Source organism: Siphonobacter sp. SORGH_AS_0500 (genome assembly GCF_002838835.1).
Taxonomy (GTDB): domain Bacteria; phylum Bacteroidota; class Bacteroidia; order Cytophagales; family Spirosomataceae; genus Siphonobacter.
Map to the genome: position 1 here is coordinate 210,554 of NZ_NHPP01000005.1, position 26,081 is coordinate 236,634.

General features: G+C 42.8%; 17 protein-coding genes and 1 pseudogene. 2 read left to right on the forward strand and 16 right to left on the reverse strand.

Annotated elements, in window-relative coordinates; all coding sequences use genetic code 11:
- Positions 1 to 323: 323 nt before the first annotated feature.
- From BWI96_RS07650 to BWI96_RS07680, 7 genes are all read right to left on the reverse strand, one after another.
- Positions 324 to 650 carry a c-type cytochrome gene (locus BWI96_RS07650; protein ID WP_106636073.1) on the reverse strand — a complete coding sequence of 109 codons (327 nt, stop codon included), beginning with the start codon at positions 648 to 650 and terminating at the stop codon, positions 324 to 326.
- 10 nt (positions 651 to 660) lie between these two features.
- Positions 661 to 1,272: an SCO family protein gene (locus tag BWI96_RS07655; protein ID WP_106636074.1), complete on the reverse strand. Its 612-nt coding sequence runs from the start codon at positions 1,270 to 1,272 to the stop codon at positions 661 to 663.
- The gene (locus tag BWI96_RS07660) at positions 1,269 to 1,697 is read right to left on the reverse strand and encodes a hypothetical protein (RefSeq protein WP_106636075.1); all 429 of its coding nucleotides are present in this window, start codon (positions 1,695 to 1,697) and stop codon (positions 1,269 to 1,271) included. Before BWI96_RS07660 ends, BWI96_RS07655 begins: the two co-directional genes overlap by 4 nt.
- A 148-nt stretch (positions 1,698 to 1,845) precedes the next feature.
- Positions 1,846 to 2,331 carry a hypothetical protein gene (locus tag BWI96_RS07665; RefSeq protein ID WP_106636076.1) on the reverse strand — a complete coding sequence of 162 codons (486 nt, stop codon included), beginning with the start codon at positions 2,329 to 2,331 and terminating at the stop codon, positions 1,846 to 1,848.
- A gap of 22 nt (positions 2,332 to 2,353) precedes the next feature.
- Positions 2,354 to 3,508, reverse strand: a complete 1,155-nt coding sequence (locus tag BWI96_RS07670; RefSeq protein WP_106636077.1) for a PepSY domain-containing protein — start codon at positions 3,506 to 3,508, stop codon at positions 2,354 to 2,356.
- Positions 3,509 to 3,670: 162 nt separating this feature from the next.
- Positions 3,671 to 6,031 (reverse strand): TonB-dependent receptor, encoded by a 2,361-nt coding sequence (locus tag BWI96_RS07675; RefSeq protein ID WP_106636078.1) that lies wholly within the window; start codon positions 6,029 to 6,031, stop codon positions 3,671 to 3,673.
- 199 nt (positions 6,032 to 6,230) lie between these two features.
- A complete protein-coding gene (locus tag BWI96_RS07680) occupies positions 6,231 to 6,626 on the reverse strand; it encodes a hypothetical protein (protein WP_198555177.1) in 396 nt (131 codons plus the stop codon).
- Positions 6,627 to 7,560: 934 nt separating this feature from the next.
- On the opposite strand from BWI96_RS07680, the pseudogene BWI96_RS07685 reads away from it, so the two are divergent.
- Positions 7,561 to 10,112, forward strand: a pseudogene (locus BWI96_RS07685) (HEAT repeat domain-containing protein).
- A gap of 168 nt (positions 10,113 to 10,280) precedes the next feature.
- Positions 10,281 to 10,406, forward strand: coding sequence for a hypothetical protein (locus BWI96_RS22840; protein ID WP_255400658.1), 126 nt, complete (start codon positions 10,281 to 10,283; stop codon positions 10,404 to 10,406).
- A 120-nt stretch (positions 10,407 to 10,526) separates the two neighbouring features.
- On the opposite strand, the gene BWI96_RS07690 is transcribed toward BWI96_RS22840, so the two are convergent.
- From BWI96_RS07690 to BWI96_RS07735, 9 genes are all read right to left on the reverse strand, one after another.
- Complete coding sequence (locus BWI96_RS07690) at positions 10,527 to 12,833, reverse strand: hypothetical protein (RefSeq protein WP_106636080.1); 2,307 nt, start codon at positions 12,831 to 12,833, stop codon at positions 10,527 to 10,529.
- Positions 12,834 to 13,301: 468 nt separating this feature from the next.
- Positions 13,302 to 14,021, reverse strand: a complete 720-nt coding sequence (locus BWI96_RS07695) for a hypothetical protein (RefSeq protein WP_106636081.1) — start codon at positions 14,019 to 14,021, stop codon at positions 13,302 to 13,304.
- Between the two features lie 1,698 nt (positions 14,022 to 15,719).
- Positions 15,720 to 17,774 (reverse strand): protein-disulfide reductase DsbD, encoded by a 2,055-nt coding sequence (locus tag BWI96_RS07710; protein WP_106636084.1) that lies wholly within the window; start codon positions 17,772 to 17,774, stop codon positions 15,720 to 15,722.
- A gap of 27 nt (positions 17,775 to 17,801) precedes the next feature.
- Positions 17,802 to 18,644: a PLP-dependent cysteine synthase family protein gene (locus BWI96_RS07715; RefSeq protein ID WP_369804112.1), complete on the reverse strand. Its 843-nt coding sequence runs from the start codon at positions 18,642 to 18,644 to the stop codon at positions 17,802 to 17,804.
- A complete protein-coding gene (locus BWI96_RS22285; RefSeq protein WP_232793634.1) occupies positions 18,530 to 18,859 on the reverse strand; it encodes a hypothetical protein in 330 nt (109 codons plus the stop codon). The genes BWI96_RS07715 and BWI96_RS22285 overlap by 115 nt, the downstream gene beginning before the upstream one ends.
- A 103-nt stretch (positions 18,860 to 18,962) precedes the next feature.
- Positions 18,963 to 20,090, reverse strand: a complete 1,128-nt coding sequence (locus tag BWI96_RS07720) for a TlpA disulfide reductase family protein (protein ID WP_106636085.1) — start codon at positions 20,088 to 20,090, stop codon at positions 18,963 to 18,965.
- Between the two features lie 27 nt (positions 20,091 to 20,117).
- Positions 20,118 to 21,470, reverse strand: coding sequence for a RagB/SusD family nutrient uptake outer membrane protein (locus BWI96_RS07725; RefSeq protein ID WP_198555178.1), 1,353 nt, complete (start codon positions 21,468 to 21,470; stop codon positions 20,118 to 20,120).
- Positions 21,471 to 21,483: 13 nt separating this feature from the next.
- Complete coding sequence (locus tag BWI96_RS07730) at positions 21,484 to 24,834, reverse strand: SusC/RagA family TonB-linked outer membrane protein (protein WP_106636087.1); 3,351 nt, start codon at positions 24,832 to 24,834, stop codon at positions 21,484 to 21,486.
- Positions 24,835 to 25,042: 208 nt separating this feature from the next.
- Positions 25,043 to 26,002 carry a FecR family protein gene (locus BWI96_RS07735; RefSeq protein ID WP_106636088.1) on the reverse strand — a complete coding sequence of 320 codons (960 nt, stop codon included), beginning with the start codon at positions 26,000 to 26,002 and terminating at the stop codon, positions 25,043 to 25,045.
- Positions 26,003 to 26,081 lie beyond the last annotated feature (79 nt).

Here is a 26,081-nt window from a genome sequence, read left to right on the forward strand (position 1 = left end):
CCTATTTTCATAAGCGTGATGGTAATCTGATGATCGGGATAAGCGTTATGCCGGGTATTAACGCTTTTGAACCGGGTGAATCTTCACTAGCCAACTAAAAAAGGGTTGGTACTTGCGGCGAGAACCCTGCCAGAAATAAGATTCTTTTCATAGCTAAAAGTTTAGAGATAGAACATGACTTTGTTAGTTGGGTACTCAATGTTAGACGTTTTAAACGTCTAGAAGGGTTACTGAAAATACATTATACACGAAATAGGCTTCCTCTAAAAGGGGAAGCCTATCAACCTATTAAACTAAATAAAATAAAACGCGTTGAGATTCAATTACTTCTTTGAAACAGTCAGTGAGTTAATCCACCTGGCTACTTTTAAAGCCTCTTCTTTGGGCACCTGCGGCATGGGGGACATCGGAGGGTAGCTGGGCCAGTGCGAAGGGTCAGGTTTGTGGATTAAAGCCACGATTTGCTCGGGCTTGTATTTTTTCCTGGCTACTTCTTTATACGCGGGGCCTACCACTCGGGTATCTATCTGATGACAAGTTAGACAGGCGTATTTTTGCAAAATCTTTTCTACGTCGGCGGGTGGTTTGCTTTGGGCAGCGGCGGGTAGACTGCTGAATAGACCAATGACAAGAATAAATCGGATGTTCATGCTATTTCAATTAGTTAGGAAACTCTTTTTTCAAAAGGGCGATGGCTTCAATGGTCTGTTGGGTGCCTTCGTCGGAAGTCCCATCAAACAGTCCCCTGACGTGACCATTAGGGTCCACGAGTATAAAGTGACCACTGTGAATATAACCGCCGGGTTGGGTCGAATCCTGCTGTGCGGTAATCAGGTAATGTTTCTCACCTAGTTCGTAAATCTTTTTCCGATCCCCGGTTACAAACTGCCAGCGGGTATCCACGACTCCCAAATCAAGGGCATATCGCTTTAAGATGGCGGGGGTATCATGATCGGGATCAATGGTGTGCGAAAGCAGTTGGATCGTAGTAGCTTTATAGACCTTTAACAGATTGCGTTTCATGATCGGGCAGATCGTGGGACACGTGGTAAAGAAAAAATCAGCTACGTAGATTTTCCCCTTCAGATCGCGTTGCCTTACCGTATCGCCGTTTTGATTAACGAAGCTAAAATCAGGAATGCTGGGATATACCTGCGTAAGTTTACCATTCACCTCAACCTCGTGAGGAGTACCCAATAGGGGGAGTTTCGCCTCTTCTGAATGGCAGGAGGGTAAAAGAGCCATTAGAAAAACGTAAAGTAGCTTTCTCATGGTCGAAAAGTTTGAGCGTCCGTAATACTCTTCTGCATTTGATCCCTCACCGTTTCAATGGCTTTTTTCTGGTTTTGCAGATACAGATCGGCCTGTTTTGCCTCTAGTTTGGTTAATGTATCGGCGTTGTATTCGTGCATCCAGTGCATCATGGCCTGATCAGCCCCTTTGAGGTTAGCAATCAGGCGTTGTAGCTGGCTTTGACGAGATATTAACGCGGAATCAGCGGGATGGTCTGCCAACAAGCTATCCGTCTTGGTCAGCTCTAGTGTTAGGGTTTCCTGCAAGTCCATAAGTTCACTCATGCGGGGCATAATGCTGTCATGAATAGCCATGACTTCATCTTTCAAAGCCGTCTTCTTTTCCGAGCAACTGCTTAGAAACAAGCCTCCGATTAAGGTGATAAAGAAGAAAATAGTTTTCATTAGAAAAGTATAAAAATGGATTCTGAAATTCGGATGGTTCGAAAAGTTCCGTCCGTAAGAATTTATGATCAAAAGGATATCCTGCGACTCCAGTGGGCTCGCGAGTGGAACACTCTGTTTTGCACCGGAATGTTCCTGATTTCTTCCACTAGCGTACGGTAATGGCTAACTTATAAGCATATACGTACCCTGTGTTCGGGAGAATCCCGAACAGGAAGAATAAGCACAGATAGTAGGGACGTTTAAGGCCTGGGGGGACGGAAAAGGCCGTTTTTTTCAGCCGAAGGAAAGAAACGATGATAGAAAAAGGGAACGGTACTGCCGTAGACTCGAAGTCCGGGGCTTCGAAGGTAAACTGCCAGTGGCTAAGTTGATCAGGGACTTCCAGAACCTGCGTTAGTAAACGCTGACTAGCTTCTTTTTCCTGCGATTCCTGAGTGGCTTTGAGTTTTTTAGCCAGGTAACACTTGCCATCGCAGTGTAGCTCGGGTCGGTTTCTGTTTTCGCAGTAATATTTAATAATATAGTCTTTACGAAGTTCAAAGTCCATCAAAATCGCAGGCACCACCAATGCCCTCACCAGCAATAAGCCAGTCAGAAAAATGACGCTGATGGATTTAACAAATGGACTCATAGCTCTAGTAGTTAAAGCATCGTTATCTTTTTAGTAATGGACGTGGCTTGAAAGCAGGGCTAACCTGAGCTTTTGCGGGTTTTCTCAAACGTCGCCACCCGAGTAAAAAGCCTGTTATTGAAAGCAGTCCAGGGGTTAATCCTATGATTACGTAAAGCACCTTAACGGGCAGACCACCGTAGTTACCCACGTGCAGGGGAAAGAAAGTGGCTTCGATTCGCTCTCCTACTGACTTATCCTGCAAACGTGAAATTCGGGTGATCTTACCCGTTTGCTGATCTATTTTTACGTTATTACCAGCCCCCCAAAGTTTCCACTGATTAGGGGTATAACCTCTAACTTCAAATGTACGGGTGGGTTGAGTGGGTAAATACACATAGCTTGGTTGGAGTCCGGGGAACGCTTTCAGAGCCTGTTGTAACATCTGATCGGGAGAAGCAGCCATCAGCGTATTCGGTTGGGTAGGAACCGTTTCTCCCCGCCAGGTTTTAGCTTCAAATGCAAAGAGATTCATGTAAAAACCCGTAAAGAAAATAATGGCGTTCAGAAGCAGAGACCATACGCCAACGATTCGGTGCAGGTCGGAACTGATGGTTCGCCAGTTTTTTCGGTTAATCCTGATTCTGAAAGAAAGTACTTTCCAAAACATTTTCCGGTAAACGATGACTCCCGTTAGTAACGAAAGCATCATGGTTAGTCCGAAAATGGCGGTCAGAGCCGCCCCGGGAATCCCCAACTGAAAGCTGAAATGAAATTGTAATAACCACTCGATAAAGCTGGGCGTAAACGAACGGGAAGGGCCTTCTCTCAGAATGGTTCCCGAATAAGGGTCAAATGAAATCAGACCCAGATCATACGTAAACAGGCGGGCATCGTTATAGTAAATTCTAAAATTATAAGCCTGATCAGGACCTGCTTCTGGGTTAAGCCAGGCAATGCCATCCAGATCACCGTACTTGTCAACGATGGTATGGTAACACCGGGAAAGTCGATCAGGAGCTAGCGTTTTGCCCTGGCTGGAAACCTGTAACAGTTCTTGGTTAGCCCAATGATCCAGTTCATGACGGAAGACGAGTACGGAACCACTCAGGCCCAGCAGCAGCAGGAAAATGCCACTAACAAATCCCAGCCAGCTATGAAGGGTAAAGGTGAGGCGAGTGAGTTTTCCTTTATTCATACATTTAACGTTTTAACTCGTTTGATCGTACTTCATCAGCTTCAACGCAGAGATTACTCCCAGAGAACGCTACATTGAATTTAAGTTCTTGTAATGGTTTACTAATCTATGGTTCGGCTGTAAAATGTTGGCTATCAGTCTGTCAACTAACAACTACTTACCTTACCAGAGCTGATAGCTAAGGGCTGCCCGGAAATTGAAAGGATCACCCAAACCTGCCGTCGTCGTACTAGAGCGGCTACCCGTGAAGTAATGCTGATTAGTAAGGTTATAGGCATTAACCTGGAGTAAATACCGGCTCCGCTGGTAGGAAAGGGCTGCATCAAAAACGGTGTAAGCGGGAAAAATGAAATGTTGATTGCTCAAAAGTCCCACCTGATCGCCCACGTAGCGAACCCCTGCCGCCAATCCTAGTCCTTTCAGAGCTTTGGAGGAAAATGTATACTTAGCCCAGCCATTCACCAGGTGGCGGGGAGCATTAGCAAAGCGATCTCCCTTTTTTCCGTAGCTGCTGGTACTTACCAGCACGTGATCATTGAATGCATATCCGGCAATCAGATGTATCGGCCCCAGGCTACCCGTCAGGGAGAATTCCGCTCCCCGGCTTCGGGTACCGTCGATAGCAGCCTGACGGTGTGAGTTTTCCGGCGTTGGAGCTGCCGTCAGAATATTGGCGTAATTAATCTGATAGAGGGATAAGGTAGCGGAGAGACGTTCCTGAATCAAATCCGCTTTCGAACCCACTTCAAACTGAGTGGATTGACGAGTAGGGAAGGGGCCGCCTGCGAGGGCATTCGTTGACGTTTGAGGGTTGAACGATTTTAAGTAAGTGCCATAAATGGATACGTTTGGAACAGGTAAGTACACGAGGCCAACCCGGGGAATCCATCCTGAAGCCTGTAAAGTATCTCCTTGCTTATTATCTCGGTCGGATAGCGGCGTCTCCTTCCCCTGATACGAATCATACCGAAGCGAAAGTAATACCTTCACCCGTTCCCCCAGGCTTATCTGATCCTGAAGGTAAGCACCCATCAAGTTTGTAATTCGCTTATTATCATCAGCTTCAATCGCAGCAACTGAGGCATCGGGCACACTACCCGAGTAGTCTGGATGAAGGATTGAAATTCGGGTGGAATTTTTATACTGGTAATCATTCTTCGTCCAGCCGTAGCGGTTATAATCCACTCCTACAACTACCTGATGAGCGATAGCTCCCGTTTTAGCAGTATAGCTGGCAAAGGCTGTGGTTTGTAAACTAAAGCGATCCGTTTGCCAGTCCTGATACCCCCGACTAATGGAATCATTTCGGATTCGGCCTCTCGGAATATGATCCGTGAAGTCCAACACGTTTCGAACGGCCCGTTCCACCACAGTCAGTTTCAATTGATCTGTTAGCTGATGGGTAAAGCTTAGCGTAGCAGAAGCGTTGTGCGTGCGTCCGTAATCCGTCGGACTTTGAATCGTTAGGTGATTGGGGTAATAGTTAAAATCAAAGCTGCCATCGGGCCGGGTATAAATGTAGCTTCCGTTATCGTACTGATGGACAGCCTTCTGATAAGCATAATTAAGCTCCAGATGAAGCGAGCTGCGGGTATTAATCAGATACGTCAGGGAAGGAGCTACAAACAGATTTTCTTTGTCCTGATAATCCCTGAAACTTTTCGAGCGGTCATAGCCAATAATGGCCCGGTAAAGTAACTTCTGATTGGTAGAAAGAGGGCCGGTAAAATCGAGGGCTACCCGACGAAAAGCCCAGCTACCCAGCGAAAGATCCGCACGGGCTTTTTTCTGAGCCAGTGGTTTTTTAGTAATGAAGTTAACCACTCCTCCCGGCGAACCTTCACTAAATAAAGCTCCTGAGGGACCCCGCAAAAGCTCTACGGACTCAATGTTGTAAAGCAGCGGTTGCTGGCTCCAGAGAAACAGATTCCCCCGAATGCCATTGTAGAGTAAAAAGCTGGCGTCGTTAGGCGAATAAGCCGTAAAGCCCCGTATTTGAAAAGAACCGTTGCCGTTATTGGCTTTCATGCCCGTAAAGGTGCCCGCAATGTCATTAAGAGTAAAGGCCTGCCGATCCTGAAGTACCTGAGCATTTACTACTTGCACAGATTGGGGAGTAGCTAGCAACGGCTGCTCCAGACGAGTAGAGGTAGCGGAGGCAAGTACCTGATATTGGCTTTTAGCTGCACTGACAATGACCTCCTTTAATTCCTGTCGGCTCTCTGACAGTTGCAGATTAAGAAAAGGATTCTTACCGGGTCGGATCGTGAGATTTTGGGTATGAGCCCGGTAACCTATGTTCGATACGATCAGTACGTAAGTCCCCGCAGGAATGCCGGTGATACTGAAATGACCATCCGAATCGGTTTGAGTACCAAGCGTAGTAGGTTGAAAGGAAAGGGAAGCCCCCGCCAGAGGTTCATTTTCAAAGGTAACCAAGCGACCCTTTAGGGTTCCCGATTGAGCGTAAGCGGGTGCCAGCCCTACACAAAGGCAAAGAAAAACGAGTAAATGGAATTTCATGGACTAGATTAAAAGCAATGGGTTGATTACCTGAAAAGGAATCAACGACTTCAGAAAGGGAAAGAAAAGAGGCTGTCAGACGTACAAGGGAGCATTCCAGACCAAGCGAAGGCCCGAAAGAATTTCCCTAATGATTTTTAGCCATGAGGATAGAAAGCTCACGGATATTCTAAAAAACGTACGGAATGCAGCATTGAAATTAGCCTAGCTTTGGGGGGCGGAAGATGTCAGTAGGCAGACTGGAAGGGAAGAAACAGAGGTAAGTAAAGGTACTATTAGTCGGTTCGGATGAAACTGTAGAGCAGTGAAAGGTAATATGGGTTTGGGTAAGTTGATCCGGAACCTCCAGTAACTGACTCAGCAGTCGTCCGCTGGCTTCTTTTTCCTCGGAGTCCTGAGCAGCTTTTAATTTTTTAGCCAGGTAACATTTGCCGTCACAATGCAGTTGGGGCTTGTCCCGATTGACACATAATTCGCTGGCAATGTAATCGTGCCGAAGCTCAAAGTCCATCAGAATCAAAGGTACCATAAGCGTCCTCAACAGCAGTAAGCCAGTGAAGAAAACAACGCTAATGGATTTGAAAAGTGGACTCATACCCGCAAAAGTAAGTACCAAATCGGGTAGGGAGGTGATTTTATCTTAAAATTCTTTCGTCTTAGTAGGTTAGGGAAGTGTCTTCTTGCAAGCCCGTTGAAAAAAACGATAATCCAAGGTTTCTCTTGGTTTGGGATGAACGTTTCGTTTCGGGATGAGCCAGTGGCCACTGGTGCGAGATTCCCTCTCGTTCCTATCAATAATGGCAGGTTCCCATCTGCCGTTAGGCTCCACGTCTGTGGTCTAGAGCGAAGAAGCTTATCACTTATATAAACGTGTTGGAATATGTCGTTTCAGGCATATGTCAGTCAGCAAAAGACCCGCTTCACAAGCAGGAAAGAACCTTTTCTGAGGAGTAACCTATGCTTTTCCGGTCAGCTATACAGGCGTGTCCCTTCGTATTAACTGACTAGAAATTGGATTAACTTATCATGAAGAAATGCCTGATTGAGTAAAGATTTTTGGGTAATCACTAGCCATAATCAGGGAGGAGACGTTCAGAAAAGCCGGACAAGCCTGCTTTGCAAATGATAGTATTTTACAACAGATACGAGGAAAGCTGGACGTAATAGGGGTAGATTTTCGTCAAATAAAGTGTCAATTTTGTCAATTTGTCGCTTTTGGTATTACTAATGAGATAATTAGATTTCTTTTGTTAAGAAACCTTATGTTGATGCATATGCAGGAATGGTAACAGTCTGGGCTTTTAAAGTACTAAGAAGTTGATTTCACAAAAACAGAGTATTTATAACCCTTAATATTCTAATAGTGAAGAAAACCGTTTGTACTATCACTGAGGCCGTGTTTCTAAACCTGTTTTACCCTTTGATTTTTTAGTATGATAAAGCTTACCGTACCGCTGGTTACTGCCGCTCTTTTTTTAGGAGTTGCTGCACTTAAAATGTCTACTCCGTCTCAGGTTCCCCAGCGGAGCATGACGACCAGTTCTGATACCCTCTTGAAAGGAGTAAGCTGGCCGAAAGAATTGGACTTGACCTATTTTTCTGGCCCGAATTTAACTCCCAGTCCAGCCTGTCTGGCGGTTGCTCCAACCGGAGAGGTGTACGTGGGAGTTGACAAAATGGGATCACTTGGGAAAGAACCCGGCAAAGGAAGTATCGTCCAGCTCGTCGATTCAAATAATGATGGCAAGGTAGATAAACACACCGTTTTTGCGGAAGTAAACAACCCCCGTGGTATTCTGATTGAAGGCGACAAAGTATACGTGCTTCATGCGGCTTTCTCCCCCGAAACCGGTTTGGCTACGGGGATGAATCTGGTGGTTTTTGAAGATAAAAACCAGGACGGTGTCGCTGACGGTCCGTCAAAAATGTTGATTGAACACATCAGTAATGCTGCGTATATCCGTAACCGGGGTGTAGACCACGCTACAAACGGAATCCGCATGGGTATTGATGGCTGGATTTATATCGCTGTGGGGGATTTTGGCTTCCACAATGCTACCGACCGTTCAGGTAAAAAACTGACCATGTTGGGTGGCGGCATCGTTCGGGTAAGACCAGACGGCACAGAAATGGAGATTTTCTCCCACGGTACGCGTAACATTTATGACGTCGCTATTGACCCTTACATGAATGTGTTCACGCGGGATAACACCAATGACGGCGGCGGTTGGAATATTCGTTTCTCTCACCATTTACAATCGGGTGAGTACGGGTATCCGGTCTTTTTCCAGAATTTTACGGAAGAGATCATCCCTGCTCTGGTGGACTTAGGTGGCGGTTCGGGTACGGGCTCGTTCTTTATTGACGATGAAACCTGGCCTGAGCGTTACAACCAGGTGCCTTTAATGGCCGACTGGGGTCGTAACTTCCTTTTCATTCACCGCGTGAAGCCCGATAAGGCGACTTTTACGCAACAGGAAGAAGAATTCATCAAGTTACCCCAAATCACGGATGTGGATCTGGATGCTTCGGGCCGGGCGTATTTAGCGGCCTGGGACGGTGCGGGTTACTCGGGTAACCCCGGCAAAGGCTATGTCGTTCGGGTTGTTCCCAAAGACTGGAAGTATAAGGCTTTCCACGATTTAAGAAAAGCGAGCATTTCAGACGTCGTAGCTCAGCTCAAAGCGGGTAGTAACGTGGCTCGTCTGGCTGCTCAGCAGGAATTAATCAACCGCAAAGCAGCTCAGGAAGCAAATCCGATGCTTACAAAAATCATTTCGGATACCAAGGAGAAATTATCGAGTCGGGTAGCGGCGTTATTCACCTATGCTCAGTTGAACGGAGCGGCTGGTATTAACCAACTGGTAACGTATACCAATGACGCCGATCTGCGTGAATATGCCTTGAAAGCCCTTTCTGACCGCAAAGCCTGGGCCGCTCAGGTGCCCCTCGATCCATTCCTGAAAGCCTTGAACGATGCTTCTCCCCGCGTGCAGACGGCAGCGATTATTGGTATCGGACGTTTAGGTAAACCCGAAGCGGCTACGGCTCTTCTGAAAACCAAAGTTCCCGCTTCTTTTGTCGCTCCGGCGAAAGGTACCGAAGGACCACACGCGACGCGAATTCGGCCATTGTACCTCCACACTTAGCCGTTCGTGCTCTGGTTAACTTACAGGCAGTGGACGCTTGCGTAGCGGCCATTGGTACAGATGAGTCCACGCTGGCTTTATGGGCCCTGCGTTACATGCACTCGCCAAAAGCCGTAAACGGGTTGATTCAGGCGTATCAGAAGAGCAACGATCCGGCTTTGAAGAAGCAAATTCTCCAAACAGTTGCTCGTCTGTACCACAAAGAAGCTCCTTATGATGCTAGTTGGTGGTGGAGCACGCGTCCCGATACGCATGGACCTTACTACAAAGCGATCACCTGGGAATCTTCCCCAGCCATCAAAACCTTCCTGACGCAGGAATGGAAAAAGTCTTCAGATAAACAGGCGTATGCGGATCTGAATGCGAAGTTACGTTTAGGTATTTCTGAATTTGGTGGCGAAGAAGTCGCGGCTGTGAAAGAAGAACCTAAGGTTGATTTAGAGAAAATCAAGAATAAAAAAGGGCAGGTAGGCGAATCTTCGATTGAAGACGTAATGCTGGCGATTGCTCAATTGAAAGGAGATCCTTCGAAGGGTAAAACGCTCTTTACCAATCAGGGTTGTATTGCCTGCCATAGCCTGAGCAAAACAGAACCGATGAAAGGACCTTTCATGGGACAAATCGGCTCGATCATGACGCGGGAGCAGATTGCCGAATCAATCCTGAAGCCTAATGCTTCTATTTCCCAGGGCTTCTCGACGGTCATGATTACCGCAAAAGGCAAGAAGAGCTACATGGGCTTTGTAACGGAAGAAAACCCAACCCGCGTAATCATGCGTGACATCACGGGAACGGTGTATACCATCAAGACTTCGGATATTCTGAGTCGTAAGGAAATGGAAAATTCCATGATGCCTTCTGGACTGGCCAATGCTCTGTCTTACGAAGAATTTGCATCTTTAGTTACCTTCCTTTCGCAACAGAAAAAATAAGTCTCTAAGCGTATTAGTAGATTACCGGGCGTATCAGAACCTATCTGATACCGCTTTTTTTGATTTAGACTTACCAGCTACCAGTAATTCTAATTAGAGGACTCGGCTGATCTGATCGCTTTCCAATTGGGAAAAATGAATTTTATAGATTAGAGCGAGGTAGAAATCATGAAGGGCAAGAAAGTAACGTTTCATACGTCCCGCCATAGTTTTGCTGATAAAGCCAGACGAATGATGAAAGATGACCCGCGTATTACTTTAAATGCGTTGAGTCTCATGCTTGCCCATTTCTAATTTTCAGACCACACAGTTGTACTTAGATTGTTTTGATCTGGAAGGGTAGGAGATTGCTCATGAGGCGATTTTGGGAGAAAACAAATAAGGCTCGAAATACCGAGCCCTATTTGTTTATAGTCAAGATATTAAATCAATATTGTCTAATATAAAAGTTATAAATAATTTATGAATAGATGGTAATTTTGATACTTTAGGAGATTTAAAAATTTTATTTATATGCTCTTTACGCAAAGACATCTTTCTGCTTGCCAGTGCATAAAGAAATTCAAGTAAAGCCTCCCCTTGTTCTTGATTATTATAAATAATTAGTGTTTCAATCGTAGCAGCTATGTCCTCAGAGCAGATTTGATCTAAGGAGTATTTCAACTCTTCAGGTTTTGCTGATCTTAATATAGAAGCTTGTATTATACCATCATTGAATCTATCAAAATTAGCGGGATCAATCAGATTCCTTGTGTAGGTTGATTGAGTTAGTTGCTTTGAGTTTTTAGAATTTCTTAGTTGATTGATAATATTAGATATCGTAAAATACACATCAGATTGGCTTATGTCATCAAAATAATTGTCAAAATTAAAGAAGGCAAAATTTTTTCTTAAATATAGCTCTTCAGTATTTTGAGTAGACGTTTTTATCCTTGGATAAAATAGACTATTTGATAAACCTCTTTTCTTTACACTTAAGGAATCTTGTAATATATATTTTCGATTTTCAAGAAATTTTATATCAATATTTTCAGCAGGAAGAATATCTCTAAAATGATCTATGAATTCATTTAAAAAAGATATTTCACTTGTCCAAGGATTGGTCTTTGAAGAATTATCGCAATATATAGATTCGATCGCATGAAATGAATTAGTATTTTTCCCATAGTTACCATGACATAAATTACTAATTAAAAAGTTTAAACGAGATTCATTGTTCATTCTAATTAATCCTACAAAATAGACTATTCTAAGTTCTGAATGTTTTCGAAGTGCTCGGCTTAAATAGAGTAAGTTTTTTCCGTTTGAGATACAAGAACCTACTACTAGTACTGCTCCTTTACAGTCTGGCGTAATTTGTTCGAGATTATCTTGTTTTATTTGAATAGGCACACGGCTAGGTATATAATTGTCTTGTATTTGGTTCAAAATAAAATTGGATAATTCCTCTGATGCCGAATCATTTAGGTTTATTATATATTTTAAATTACTAGGTATGTATTGATCGATATAATGATTAATTTTCTGTTTATAAGATGAATATTTATCTTTTTTAAATCCATTTAAAATATCATTGTAATCTATAAAAATACTATAAGCTTCGCCTGTTGATGGGGTTTCCTTATAGTTGACTTTAAGAATTGAATTGGCTTTTTTATCTGACATGAATTGTTGTATAAAATCTGATAGGTATTCATTGGCATCTTTTACACTAAGGACATGCTTACATATTTTTGGCGTATCAAGTAAGAACACATCTCCATAAACATCTAATGCGTATGATCCTGATTTGCAAAATTGACAATTGTCTTTGACATATGATGCATATTCTTCAATTCCATTTTTATTAGATTTACTCTTCGTTAAATTACAGATTATATTATTTTGTAATCCATTTACAGGGCCTAGGTAAAATAATAGCTGTATGTTATTAGTATCAACTATAGGGAATTTATCGAATATCTTTTTTATTATATTTCCTGAAGTAGACGAGGAAATTAAAAAAAATGAATTTTTTAGAAAAAAAGACGTTGGATTATGAAGCCCTTCATATGAACTAAAACTTTCTACTAATACATCTATTTTTTTTTCTAAAAATCTATTCTTTAAACTAATTAATGCGAATGCCAAAGTGTTAATAGAGGAAGTATCACAATATATTTTGTTATGTATATCTTCATTGAATTTTTTCAGTAAAGCAAATGCTATAAAATATATTTCTGAGCTATGTAATAGTATGTTTCCTGTCCGAAGAAATCTATTACAATGCTTTCCTGAAGGAAAAACAAAATGATGAGAGCCAGAACTTTCAACTAATCCACCTCTTGACAAAAATATATTTTGTAAGCCTTCATTTAAAAATTTAGATTTGAAATTTCTAGACTCTTCTCCTAATATCTTATTTATCTTACCGCCCTTATCAAATGTATAGATAATTAAATTTTCCTTTAAATATGTTTCTTCTCTCTTTGGAATATATTTGAAGGTATCAGCTATTTTATCGTAAAATGTTTCTAATAGCTGTTTACTTAAATATGATCCTCCTATCACTACAATTTTATCTGTTTGATAGTGATTTACATGAAATTGTTTGATTTCGGTTATAATTTCCGCTTGATTTAATTTCAATCCTGCACAAAATATGACTGTTGTAGATATTTCTTTTGAAATTCCGTCAATTTTTTCGTCGTGTTTAAACCTGTAGATATAAATATTATTCATGATATTATGACAATGGGTAAATAATAGTTAAAACAGATCCATTAGAATGACAATTGATTGTAAAATCATTGTCCTTACATGTATTCCAATCAAATAAACTTATGTCTTGATTAATTGAAGTATATTCGTAAGGATACTTTATTAAATTTCTATATACATGGATATCATCAGTTTTAATTCGCAAAAACCCTTTTCTATTTAAAATATTGAGAATGCGATTTAATCCTAATCCCTTAACATCTTTATAAATACTATTATCTGAAGTTGTGTGTTTTGTTAAACATCTCTTTAGAATATCAATTTTGTTTTCTGATTGATTTCTATTCATACTCTGGAATTTTTTTATGAATCCGGGCCCACTATCAAATACTGTGATTTCTAGGAAATATAGTTCTCCTAAACTATTTTCAGATAATATTTCACTGTTAAAGTATTCTTCAATGCTTGTTATATTATTTACTTCCTCTTTTATTTTTTTCTTGTTTTCTTAAAAAATTGCATATAAAGACCTCTTACATTAGGATCAAGAGGAACTGAGTTTTCATCCGTTTTAGCCCATTCATTTGTATTCTTCATTAGTTCATAAATTATATTTATGACATTCATGCCTAGTTTTCGATATATTGATTTAGTTGTATTGGAGAAATTTACAATTTTCATTAATGAATTTTGCAAATTTTCAGCTAATTGGAATTCATTATCAATATAAACACCATTAGGTTCAAAACATGGTAATACTCCTCTATTCTTCGGTAAGTGGTCAAATGACGTTAATAACAGTTTATTACCCTTTAATATTTCTGCTTTTAACATCTTTAGATTAATGTCTGCATTAATCGATTTTAAACTTTCTCTAGGTATAATTTCATGTTTATTATCAAGAATTTTATGCCTATTCCATGAATATGTTATTATTGTAAATAAAATTTCATTTTCATAAAGATTTGTTACATCTGGATTTTTTTTAATATCTAAATTTATTATAATATTTCCTTCTCTAAATGCACGGGACCACGTTATAACCAATTGATAAATAATTGCTTCAATTCCTAAACTTCTACTTTCAAATCTTACGGGTAATTCAATATCAATAACTAAGCTTTTGTCTATACAATTATCCAATATCTCATAATACTCATCGATTAATGAATAAGTAATAGATTTATCAATACTAATTTTTGGATTCATTTTCTTCTTTGTTTTGATCAACAATAGGATTTGATTGTTAATTGTCAAATATTTTGCTTATTTAGTAGCAACAAGTAAAACGATATTGAATGTATATAATTATATGTACTATATCAATTCATTAATTAGTCTTTTTCAAATTTTGTCAATTTTAAGTCTGGCAGTGATTTGCGATGAATCAAAAAATAGATAGGAAATAAATATATTATTTAATTTATTAAAATAAATTAGAGTGGTGTTTAGATTTATATTCATGCTATTAAATAGATTATTAGTCTATTTCACTCAATAACTTTTTTACATTCGCTATGAATCCTGCTGACACCGTTTGCCAGTAATGACTTACATAGTTACTTAATATTCAGAGTCTTAAAGGCTAGTATTTCCCTTATGAACATAAATAGCAAAGTCAATGAAAAATCTGGCTTCATTCTTTCGCTCTAATAATTTTTACCTTTTGAAAGAGGGTAGCGGCAATACCAGAGACACTCTGGACAAATTGACGTTCTGTCCAAAATCTTTATCGTATTTCTTAATCATTTAGCCTTTCTTAATCAAATATTTAGTAGCCTCTTTAAGAGTATTTGGGGTATCAGTAGTTTCCAATACAATTAAATTAGCTCTCTTGAAAAGCTCAGAGTGCTTATTGTCTTGGGAGAAAGCGGCCTGTGTACCCAATAGTTGGAACAAGGCAAGGGTAAAAAGGCGGTACACAGGGCGGACAGATAAAAGTTTATACAGGTGTTGCTGGGTATATATAGTCTTCAATACTAAAAGGTTATCAAAATATTCCAAAACCTTTTATCTAATTCTTTCGATTTAGCGTATTTGTACGTGAGTAGTAATACTTAATCTAATTATTTTTACTTAATCAATAGTAAGCGTTATACTATAGGCAAGCCTTAAGTATGCCACTAATTCCCTTCTTTTGTAAATTAATGTACTAGCTTAGGTACACAAGAGATTGCTATTTCTAATATGGCTACCTATTAGTGAACCTGTTTCTAATTCCTTTTATATTTTTTGATACGAGTTGAAAATTTATAATCAAGAAAAGTAATAAAATTAAAAAGATTCTTATTTCCATGCTCGGGAGACTCATTACTCTTTTATCATCTCCAATTCTTATAAAGAAAGAATATTTGTGATAAATTTTATCAGTAAAGAAAGATATGAATTCATACCCAAAACATGATATCAATAAAATGAAACTGGTTGTAAGTAGACCAAGCTCTTTATTAGATAAATAAATCAAGTAATTACTAATCAATAAAGCTATTGCTACATAATTGTCAGTATCTAATTCTCCAGTATGAAGAACTATTCTATCATATAATGTAATCAACTGGATTATAATTAAGCTGATGAATGGTAGAAATACTATCTTTTCTTTTAAAGTAGATTTGATTGCCATAGGGTTTTCAGAAAGGTGATGGAAAAAATTTTACATCTTTAATTAAGACTAGGTATTATTAATGCCTCCAATTGATAATTGGATTCTATTATAAAATTAAGAGTTTCTACTTGTTTATTGTTAGCTTGGTTGTAAGATTATGGTAATAAGTTACCCATTCATGACAATTGCAAAGCACTAAATAAATAGTGTTATGTATATACTATTAGATAATTGTAAAAAATAAGGCTCTTTCACTGAAAGAGCCTATTCGTCACACTTAACCAAAACTAAAAAATAACAATTTAAGGTTTAGAAATCCCTGCATGAAGGAACGTCAGAAACTCGGCTATGTCATAGTTAGCTCCCTGGGGATTGACCCGAGGTTTTTCAGTGATCGGATCTAATAACACGTAGTAGGGCTGGGAGTTAGCCTGAAAACGGGTAGTCTGTAGCGTACTCCATTTCTTACCGATGGTTTTGATTTCTTTACCATTGATAACCGTTTGTTCGGCAGGAGCTAACTCCGTTTTGTCATCTACGTAGAGTTGAAGCAGAATATAATTTTCCCGAATGGTGGTTAATACCGCCGGATCAGGCCAGACGGTAGCTTCCATTTTTCGACAGTTTACACAAGCATGTCCCGTAAAATCAATCAGGAGGGGTTTGCCCGTTTTCCGGGCTTCCGCCAAAGCTTCGTCGTAGTCGAAATAGGCATTCAGTCCCAACGGAGCGTGAAATAAATCGCTGTATTTGTGTTTCTCGTGAAAAACGGGAGCACTACCCGAATTTCCAGCCAGACTGGCCGAGTAAAGATCAAAGTCCTGCGTTTGCTGGGGAGGTAGAAAAGCAGCAATGGCTTTGAGGGGAGCCCCCCAAAGTCCGGGAACCATATACAGCGAGAAACTGAGCGAAATCACGGCTAAAAAGAAACGGGGCACCGAAAGGCTTACCAGTGCTGAGTCGTGAGCAAAGCGGAGTTTACCCAGCAGATAGAATCCTAAAATAGCGAAAAGGATAATCCAGAGGACGAGGAACACTTCCCGGTCGAACCACTGCCAGTGATAGGCCAGATCAACGTTGGAAAGGAATTTAAGAGCCAGAGCCAGTTCCAGAATACCCAGGGTTACTTTCACGGAATTCAGCCAACCGCCCGATTTAGGCAGGGATTTGAGAGCGGAAGGAAACAGCGAAAACAAGGTAAACGGCAACGCCAGAGCCAATGCAAAGCCAAACATGCCGATGGCCGGGCCTAGCAATGCTCCCTGAGCGGCGGCCTGCACCAGCAGCGTTCCAATGATGGGACCCGTGCAGGAAAAAGAAACCAGCGAAAGGGTGGTTGCCATGAAAAAGATACCCAGCAAACCGCCCTGATCAGCTTTCTGATCCATCTTATTCGCCCAACTACTGGGCAGCATAAGTTCGAAGGCACCCAGAAAGGAAGCCGCGAAAACGACAAGCAAAAGAAAGAAAGCGAAGTTGAAAAGGCCGTTTGTGGAGAGGTTATTGAGAGCATCGGCTCCAAACAGCACCGTAATCAATAAGCCTAGCGAAACATAGATAACAATGATGGACAGACCATAGAGCAGGGCATTGCGAATACCGGAGGAGCGGGATTCTGCCTGCTTGGTAAAGAAGCTAACCGTCATGGGCAATAGCGGAAAAATGCAGGGCATGAAGATGGCGGCCAGTCCCCCCAGCAATCCTGCTACAAAGGTTACCCATAAGGATTCTTCTTCGGGTTTGGGAGATTCGTTCGCCTGAATGACTGGTAACTCGTAAGCCTGTGCCGTGTCCACAGATGCTGACTTCGAACCGATAGTCATAGAATCGCTGACCAGCGATTGGCTAACTTGCGGAATGGAATCTTTGGCAGGTTTTGTCGGAGTTACGGCTGCTACGGGTTCACTAAGCCTTTGCACGGGAATATCAAACGCTACTTCTTCGGGAGGTAAACAGCGTTCGTCGTCACAAGCCATGAATTCCAACTTGCCGGAAACCGTGGCTTTATTTCCCGTAAGTTTGATTTTTTGCGTGAATAGGGCCTGATTTTCAAACCAGCTAATATCCATTTGAAAGGTCTTATCAAAGCCTTTCACCACGTTTGACTTTTCCTCAACCTTACCCACTAGTGTATATTCCTTGCTTGGATTGAAAACGAAAGAGGTAGCCACGGGGCCTCCATCGGCCAAATGCTGGGAGTAAATGTGCCAGTGCCGGGAGATTTTAGCCTGAAAGGTTAATACGGCTTCTGTAGGGGAGGTGGCCTTCGCTTTGAAGTCCCAGGTAACGGGGTTAAATAGCTGAGCCTGGCAATAAGGGCACAACAAAACCAGTAAAAAGAATAAGCTTCTTTTCATGTCTACTATCAATTCAGAAAGTGATGGCTAGATCAAAGCCGGGTGAGTAGCTAAACGAGGCATAGGTCGATAGCCCGAGAACGTAATGACCGGACTCAGGTAATCTTCTTTAAGGGGTTCGGTTTTTACTAAATCCGTGCTCAGGTATTTCTTGTTACTATCGCAGAGGATGGTTACCACGCAGGAATTGATACCTAACTGCTGTTGCAGCCGAATGGCACCAATCACATTAGCACCGGAGGAAATACCAACGGCCAAACCGAGTTCTCTGGATAATTTCTGAGCCATCAAAATGGCATCTCCATCGTGAGCCTGCACTACTGCATCCAGTCGATCGAGTTGAACGATGGCGGGAATAAACTCATCCGAAATTCCCTGAATCCGGTGAGAGCCTACTTTATAACCCGTCGTCAGCGTAGGCGATTCGGCGGGCTCTAGAGGGTGAATGCGGATCGACGAATCTCGCTCCTTCAAATAGTTACTAATACCCATAACGGTACCGCCCGTACCTACGCCTGCTACAAATGCATCCGGTTTTTTATTGATCAAATCCAGTTGTCGCCAGATTTCGGGACCAGTGGTTCGTTCGTGTGCTTCGGCATTATACTGATTTTCAAATTGCTGGGGCAGGAAAACACCCCCTTGAGCGGCCAGTTCCTCACTGAGACGAATACTACCCAGAAAACCGCCTTCTTCCTTACTAACCAGTGTGATATCGGCCCCAAGACTTTGGATAATATCAATGCGTTCGCGGCTCAGCCAGTTTGGCATGATGATCCGAACGGAATGGCCCAGGGCTTTCCCCAGGGCAGAAAAGGCAATACCGGTATTGCCCGAAGTTGCTTCGACGATGGTATCCGATGGGTTGATTTTCCCCTGACGATACGCCTGATCGAGATGTATAAGGCCATGCGATCTTTGATACTTCCCGTCAGATTATAATGCTCGCATTTTACAAAAATGGAACGGCTGATTCCTTCAAGGGTATAAAAAATTTCAAGCATGGGCGTATTACCCACCAAGTGCCACAGGTGATTGAATTTTTCGCTGAGATCTAATGCTCGGGGCTCTGCCTGCGTTTTCATAGAATTTCTAAAGTTTCAGTAAAATGTTGATGAAGAGTAAAAACTGAAACCTGCTATTTAGTTTCCGGGAAGGGTAGGAAACCCACTCTTCCCGGTTTAATCATTACTTTAATAACTCCGCCAGTTTCTTTTCCAGATCGGCTCCACGTAAGTTTTTAGCAACGATTTTTCCGTCTTTATCCAACAGAAAATTAGTAGGAACTACCTTCACTACGTACAGTCCGGCGGCTTCATTCTGCCAGCCTTTTAGATCTGAAACATGCGGCCAGGTTAATTTATCGGCTTCGATAGCTTTCACCCAGGCAGCCTTTTTAGAGTCCAGCGAAACACCCAGAATTTCAAATCCTTTGTCACGGTACTTATTATACGCAGCTACCACGTTTGGATTTTCTTTCCGGCAGGGGCCGCACCAGCTCGCCCAGAAATCCACTAAAACGTATTTACCTTTCAGCGAGGATAAGGCAACCGCTTTGCCGGAGGTATCGGCCATGGAAAACTCCGGAGCGGGCTTACCTAGTCCAATCTTGGCCAGATCGGTGGTCAGTGTTTTGATCTGTTTTCCGTAGTATGAGTTCTGAACGGCTGGGCTCATGCCCGCGTACAGGCCCGGAAGTTTTTCCGCTTCGGGTTCCATGCTGTAGTAACTGATGGCCAACATGGGACTTACCACTGAATTCGGATGAGATTTAATGAAAGCCTGAGAAAGGCTATCGGCCCGTTTGAACTGGTTCTGAATTTCCTTGGACTGAAGTTTCGCCAAACTATCGGGTAGGGTCTGTTTAGGGCCTGATCGATAGCCAGCGTACTTCTTTTCAATGGCCTGTAACTGCGTGAAAACGATGGATTCCAATTCGTGGCGGTGCTGCTTCCACTCCTTATTTTCCTTTGCTCCCTGAATAGTAGCTTTAGAAAGGGAGTCTTTCACGGCAGTGACCGTGGTAGGAATGCCGGGCATTATAAAAAAGGCTACGAATTGCTGACGATTGGAAGCCAGTGAAAGCGAAGCCGTTCCTTCATGGTCTAAAGTACCTTTGAAGGCAAACTTGCCATCTTTCGTTACAACGGAATCACGGCCCGACTCACTGCCTTTGGGGTAATACAGATAAATCTTCTCCTCCTTTAAACCTTTAATCTCACCCTTAATCAGGTACGTCGAAGCCGGTGCTTTTTGAGCAAACGAGGCCGAGATACTCATGAGCATCAGTCCAGCCAGGGTGGTTATTTTTTTCATAAATAGATATTGGTTATTAGTGAGTGATTAATAGCCTGAGTTTTGCGTTAATGCCGGATTCGCTTCAATCTGGGTTGAAGGAATGGGCATTAACAGTCCTGTCGTTTTCCAGCCGGGTTTAATCGGAGTTAGCACGGCATCGGCTTGGTTGGTTCGCTTGAGGTCAAACCAGCGATGGCCGAATTCTCCGAAAAACTCTACTTTACGTTCCTGCAAAATCGCTGCTAACAAGGCACTTTGCGTAGTGGCGGTAGAAGCCGACAGGCCAGCCCGGCTGCGAACGATGTCCAAATCCGCTTTCGCTGCCGTGAACTGATTCAAATTTGCCTGTGCCTCAGCCCGAATCAGATACTGTTCGGCCAGTCGGAACATGACGTTGTTTTCGTTACCCGCTGTTGCCGTTTGAAGTTTGTATTTGTTGATCCGCTGGTATACGGTACTTCCAATGGTCATGGAATCGACCCAGGCCGTACGACGTTTATCCCCCACTTCGAACGAACGAACAAAGTTTGATTTCAACACAAAACCTGGAGCCGCATTAGGATTGGATGTACGGTAATTCGCTCCCAGTCTTGTGAAGCCCAGTAAGGTAGCCGTCTGAAAAATCGTTTCGTTACTATTGTTAACAAAGGTCGTAGAAAGATCTCCCAGGCTATACGTCCCCGAACCAATCACTTCCGAAGCTTCCGCAGCGGCATTCGCATAGTCTTTGGTATACAGGTACGCACGTGCTAACAATGCCGAAGCCGTGTGTTTGTTGATTCGGGTACGTAAGCTACCTACGTATGCCGTCGGCAGGCTGGCTTTGGCGTCCTTCAAATCGGTGATGACCTGAGCCCAAACCTGAGCTGCCGGGGTTCGGGGAAGGCCAGCATTTAGAAACTCATCCGATGAAACCGTTAAAGGCACATCCCCGAAGTAATTTACCAAATGGAATAGTGCATAGGCACGCCAGAATTTGCTTTCGCCGAGCAACTGTTTTTTGCCTGCTTCAGTCATACGCTGTGACTTAGAAATACCCTCAATCGCCATGTTGGCCTGACGAATAAAGCGATAGCCCTCGAACCAGATGTAGTCAGAAACAAACGTATTGAGTGGAGAAACCGTATTGTTTTCGAACTGTTCCAGATCTGAGTTAGTAGGAGTGTATTCCAATTCGTCGCTCAACAGTCCGCCAAATACAGTCCAGTAGATGGTAGGGTTACTGCGAACGGTAGAATACATATTTAACACCACGCTGGTAGCTGAGGCATCAGAGCTAAAAGCGTCATCTACCCCAATAACGGTGGGAGGATAATCAATGCTTACAAACTTCTCACATGAAGCAAGACTTAAACCTGCCAATGTAATAAAGAGGGGAAAACGAAAGATAGATTTCATGGGAATATCCTGCTTAGAATGACACATTAAGACCTGCAACAATGGTACGGAGCTGAGGCACTGCCTGGAACTGGCCCGAACCCAACCCGGTACCCGTACCGGGCAGTGAAGTTTCAGGATCAAGGATGTATTTCTGTTTGGCCCAGGTAAACATATTTTGTCCTTGTACATACACCGAAACTTTCGAAAGCTGAAGGGGCTGAATCAAGGCAGCAGGAAGGTTATAGGACAGACTTACCGTACTGAGCTTGAGGAAAGAAGCATCTCCCCATAGAGCATTCGAGGAAGAATAGTAGCTAAACGCGGATGAATAAAGCGTAGTAGCTGCCGGATAAACACCGTTAGGATTGCTCTCGGACCACCGGTTCAGAGCCGCCGTTGTTTTGTTTGCCACACTATTACCTAAGGGGAAGCCGTATAAATCAGAAAAATTAAATTGATAGCCCATTCGGTGATTAAACCGCAGGAATACATCTAACTGGAAATTCTTGTAGGAAAGTGAGTTATTGATACCACCAAAGAAGGGATTCCCGATAGGAGCCATCACTCGATCTTTGTTGAAGTTAATGACGCCATCGCCATCAATATCCTGTACGGTTGGCAAACCGTTGGCATCCAGACCAGTGTATTGATACAGGCGGGTTGCGTTGACGGGCTGGCCAATGGTATAAGAGCTGGAATTGAAAAGCTTTTTGGGATCGCCAATGGAAAGGAGCTTATTTCTCAGGAATGTAAAATTGATATTCGTTGACCATCGCAACGCAGCCGTAGCTACATTGATGGTATTCAGTTCGAATTCAAATCCCTTATTCTGAATGACGGCATCCAGGTTACTCGAAAAGGAATTCACCCCTGACTGGGTAGGCATGTTGGTACTGGCCAACTGATCGCCCGAACGATTACGGAAGTAAGCAGATTTCAGCAGAATCCGATCTTGTAAGAAACCCATTTCGAGAGCTACTTCGAGTTTCCGGGTCGTTTCCCAATGGAGCGTTGGATTAGGAATATTATAATTAACCAACGTAGCCGTTCCTGAATAAACATTAGTGCTACTCGTGAGCTGATAGGTAGGGAGATAGGCATAGTTAGGAATCTGATCATTACCCGTCAAACCATAGCTACTTCTGAGTTTCAGGTAACTAAACCAGGGAAGTGTTTTCATGAACTCTTCCGAAGAAACCAGCCAGGCAGCTCCAATAGCCCCAAAGTTTCCAAAACGATGGCTAGGACCAAAGCGGGATGAGCCATCGCGGCGGAAGGTTCCGTTAAGAATGTACTTGTTGTCCCAGCTATAGTTTACCCGACCAAAAGCAGAAGTGTATTTATAGAGCGAATAGTTATTTTGGGTAACGAGTATAGTACCCGCTCCTATTAACGATTTAAGGAGAGCATCATTGGTGTAATTACGGCCTTCAATGGATTGGCCCGTAGCATTTGATTGTTGGAACGTTCCCCCAACCAGAACATTGATTTGACTTTTCCCAAAAGCTTTGCGGTAGTCTACCTGAGGCTCTACAATGTAAGATTCGATTTTATTGTTAGCAAAAACGGACGAGCTAATGGGGTTATACAGCGGGTTTTGTGAACGAGCCGGATTAACCTGAATTTGATCGATACCCGTCAACGTATAACCATTGTTTATTTTTACGTCCAGGCCGGGTAAGATGGTATATTTTAAATTCAGTTGGGTAATGAAGTTCGTGCTTACGTTGTCAAACTCCTGCATAAGCAGACCTTCCGGGTTTGAACCTCCGGTCCAGTTCAAGCTACCGTCCGCATTATACAGCGGATAGTTGGGAGCCAGACTGTAGACAGAAGTAAGATCCGATCCAACCAGGTTGTTCTTGAGGTGAGAGTAAGAGGTCGTGAAATCGATTCTGAATTTCTGGTTCGCCGTGGTGTGACTACCAGCGAAACGTCCCGAAAGGGTAGTAGCTCCCAGATTTCCGGGGAATACGGTGCCTTCTTTGCGATATAAACCACTGAATAAGAAAGAGTTGAAGGCATTGCCTCCCGAGACCGATGCACTGGCATTCACAAATTGAGCCGTACCGCCCAGGTATTTGCGTTGCCAATCCGTGTTGGCGTTCTGATCCCATAAGGTTAAATCTGGAGCGTTCGAAGTATTAGGCGTTACCTTCGCTCGGGCAAAAGCTTCCTTGCGTAAAGAAAGGTATTGTTCCGTATTGAGCATAGGGATATAATGAGGCACTTTTCCCGCCCCGCTGTTGACATTAACATTGAACTGGGTTCTCCCGGCTTTGCCTTTCTTCGTAGTAATCAAAATGACACCGTTCGATCCGCGTGAACCGTAAATGGCCGTAGCATCCGCATCTTTCAATACGTCAATTCGCTCAATATCTTCGGGGGGAATCAGGCTTAAAGGGCTTTGCTCACCATTGGCACCAGAAATACCATAAGCATTCAGGTTGTCATTGGCGGGTTGTCCACCATTAAACAGGGTAAACGGAACACCATCAACTACGTAGAGAGGAACCGTACCTGAAGATAATGAACCCTGGCCGCGAATCTGGATACGAACGGAACTGCCGGGTAAACCATTATTCTGCGTAATCTGAGCTCCCGCAATTCTACCCTGCAAGGCAACCAGCGGGTTAGAAATGGTCTGAACGGAGATGTCTTTCGCAGTAATGGAGCTAACGGCCCCGGTGTTATAACGTTGAGTGGTGGTTCCATAACCAATGACCACTACATCGTTTAACGAAGCATCTTTGGGCTTCAGATCTACTTTCAGATACGATTGAGTGCCTATTCCTACCTCGCGGGTTTCGTAGCCTACGTAGCTGAATATTAACACAATTCCTTTGTCGGGTGTAGTAATGCGAAATTCGCCTCGGTCATTCGTAACGGTTCCCTGAGAGGTACCTTTAACCCGAACACTTACCCCAATCATGGGCTGATCGTTATCCGCACTGACCACCTGACCGCTCACTTCCCGCTGAATTTCCAGCGGAACGTCCGTTGAGCTGGTTGATTTCAGGGGCTTAATCACAATCATGTTAGAATTCGCGTGTGGCTGAAAGGTCATCCCTGCGGGGGTTAATACCTTTTCTAATACCTGATTCAGGGAAGTATTGACCGTTGAAACCGTTACTTTCTGGTTCATTTGTGGCCAACTGCTGCTGTATACGAATCGTACACTCGCCTTGGCTTCGAGCTGTTGCAGCGTTTGTTTTAACGTAAGATTCTGAATCGAGATAGTGACCGAACGATCCAGAACGCCCTGGGCGTAGTTGGTGTGAGCAAAGGTCATGGAAGCCAGCCATAGCACCAGAAAGCATTGATAAACCGTAAATCGCATAAGTTGATAAGTGACGGTTTGGGGGGTATAAATTTTTAGCATTAATTTGGTCAAGTTTTATTCAGACGGTTTTCGGAATAAGACAATGAACAGCCTGCCCGCTTTCCTAGAGCGGGAGTAATTGCGTTACTGGGTGTTCATGTAAGGTCAGGAGTGCGGGGGCACTTCTGACCTTTTTTAAAGAGTTGAGAACAGGTTTATGTCATCCAGTCAGAAATAGAAGTGAATAAATGATTAAGTGAATAGAAAATTACTGGCAGTTAAGACCTTTTAACTCAACGCTCGACCCTTCGATGACATACGTACCCCCAAAAGTTTGCGTTAAGACGGATAATGTATTTTCCAGCGACTGGTCTGTTAAATCGGCTCTTAACAAACAGTCATAAATGGACTTTTTATCGCTGATGATGTGAACGTTAAACTTCTTCTCAATACGGGTTAACACTTCAAACATCGGTACGTCCTCAAACTGCATGGGATACTCCGTTCCCTGAATATAGGTCAGCTTTTCGGGTTCGCTGGGTTGCAGAATCTCCGGTTTAAAATCCTGACTTTTTTGCTGATAAACGGCCTTTTGAGCGGGTAATAAAGTAACCTGACCTTGCGGCGAGCTCAACATTACCTTTCCCGTAAATACAACCACTTCCAGCTTTTCAGCCCGGTTTCGGATATTAAAGCTGGTTCCTAAAACCTTAGTCGTCATGCGGCCCGAATGAATCATGAATGGGTGTTCAGGGTTTTTGGCTACTTCAAAAAACGCTTCTCCGTGCAATTTTACTTCCCGGAGGTTTCCCGTAAATCGGGACGGATACTCCAGACTACTGGAGTCTTTCAACCATACCAGCGTTCCATCGGGTAATATGACTTTATGAATCTCTTTCGCATTTGCATAAGCCATTTCAAGGGTAACACGGTTGGCCCAGTATTGATAACCTGCCAGTCCGGCTCCGATCAGTACTACCAGAGCTGCCGCCAGTTGCCAGGCGATGTGTCGATACCAGGGCAGGCGACGTACCGGGTTGGGTTGAATGTGTTTTTGAATGCGTTCCTGCATTCGGTTTTTAATCGCTTGTTTTTCAATGGCCGGTATTTCTTCAAAAGCCTGTTCAGGGAAAGAAGCCAGCCACTGATCGACCTGTTTCTGTTCGATAGGCGTAGCGGTTCCGTCCAGAACTTTCCTTAAGATCCGGTCAAATTGTTCTTCATTCATAAAGTGATGCAATCAGGTTAGAGTGGAAAAAAGGTGAAATACTCGGGTTAATAAACCTAAAAATTCACGCCTCTAGCTG

Bases quoted from the DNA above. Each gene is read 5' to 3' on its own strand.
- BWI96_RS07650 (WP_106636073.1), bottom strand. From the start codon at position 650: ATGAACATCCGATTTATTCTTGTCATTGGTCTATTCAGCAGTCTACCC.
- BWI96_RS07655 (WP_106636074.1), bottom strand. From the start codon at position 1,272: ATGAGAAAGCTACTTTACGTTTTTCTAATGGCTCTTTTACCCTCCTGC.
- BWI96_RS07660 (WP_106636075.1), bottom strand. From the start codon at position 1,697: ATGAAAACTATTTTCTTCTTTATCACCTTAATCGGAGGCTTGTTTCTA.
- BWI96_RS07665 (WP_106636076.1), bottom strand. From the start codon at position 2,331: ATGAGTCCATTTGTTAAATCCATCAGCGTCATTTTTCTGACTGGCTTA.
- BWI96_RS07670 (WP_106636077.1), bottom strand. From the start codon at position 3,508: ATGAATAAAGGAAAACTCACTCGCCTCACCTTTACCCTTCATAGCTGG.
- BWI96_RS07675 (WP_106636078.1), bottom strand. From the start codon at position 6,031: ATGAAATTCCATTTACTCGTTTTTCTTTGCCTTTGTGTAGGGCTGGCA.
- BWI96_RS07680 (WP_198555177.1), bottom strand. From the start codon at position 6,626: ATGAGTCCACTTTTCAAATCCATTAGCGTTGTTTTCTTCACTGGCTTA.
- BWI96_RS22840 (WP_255400658.1), top strand. From the start codon at position 10,281: ATGAAGGGCAAGAAAGTAACGTTTCATACGTCCCGCCATAGTTTTGCT.
- BWI96_RS07690 (WP_106636080.1), bottom strand. From the start codon at position 12,833: ATGAATAATATTTATATCTACAGGTTTAAACACGACGAAAAAATTGAC.
- BWI96_RS07695 (WP_106636081.1), bottom strand. From the start codon at position 14,021: ATGAATCCAAAAATTAGTATTGATAAATCTATTACTTATTCATTAATC.
- BWI96_RS07710 (WP_106636084.1), bottom strand. From the start codon at position 17,774: ATGAAAAGAAGCTTATTCTTTTTACTGGTTTTGTTGTGCCCTTATTGC.
- BWI96_RS22285 (WP_232793634.1), bottom strand. From the start codon at position 18,859: ATGAAAACGCAGGCAGAGCCCCGAGCATTAGATCTCAGCGAAAAATTC.
- BWI96_RS07720 (WP_106636085.1), bottom strand. From the start codon at position 20,090: ATGAAAAAAATAACCACCCTGGCTGGACTGATGCTCATGAGTATCTCG.
- BWI96_RS07725 (WP_198555178.1), bottom strand. From the start codon at position 21,470: ATGAAATCTATCTTTCGTTTTCCCCTCTTTATTACATTGGCAGGTTTA.
- BWI96_RS07730 (WP_106636087.1), bottom strand. From the start codon at position 24,834: ATGCTAAAAATTTATACCCCCCAAACCGTCACTTATCAACTTATGCGA.
- BWI96_RS07735 (WP_106636088.1), bottom strand. From the start codon at position 26,002: ATGAATGAAGAACAATTTGACCGGATCTTAAGGAAAGTTCTGGACGGA.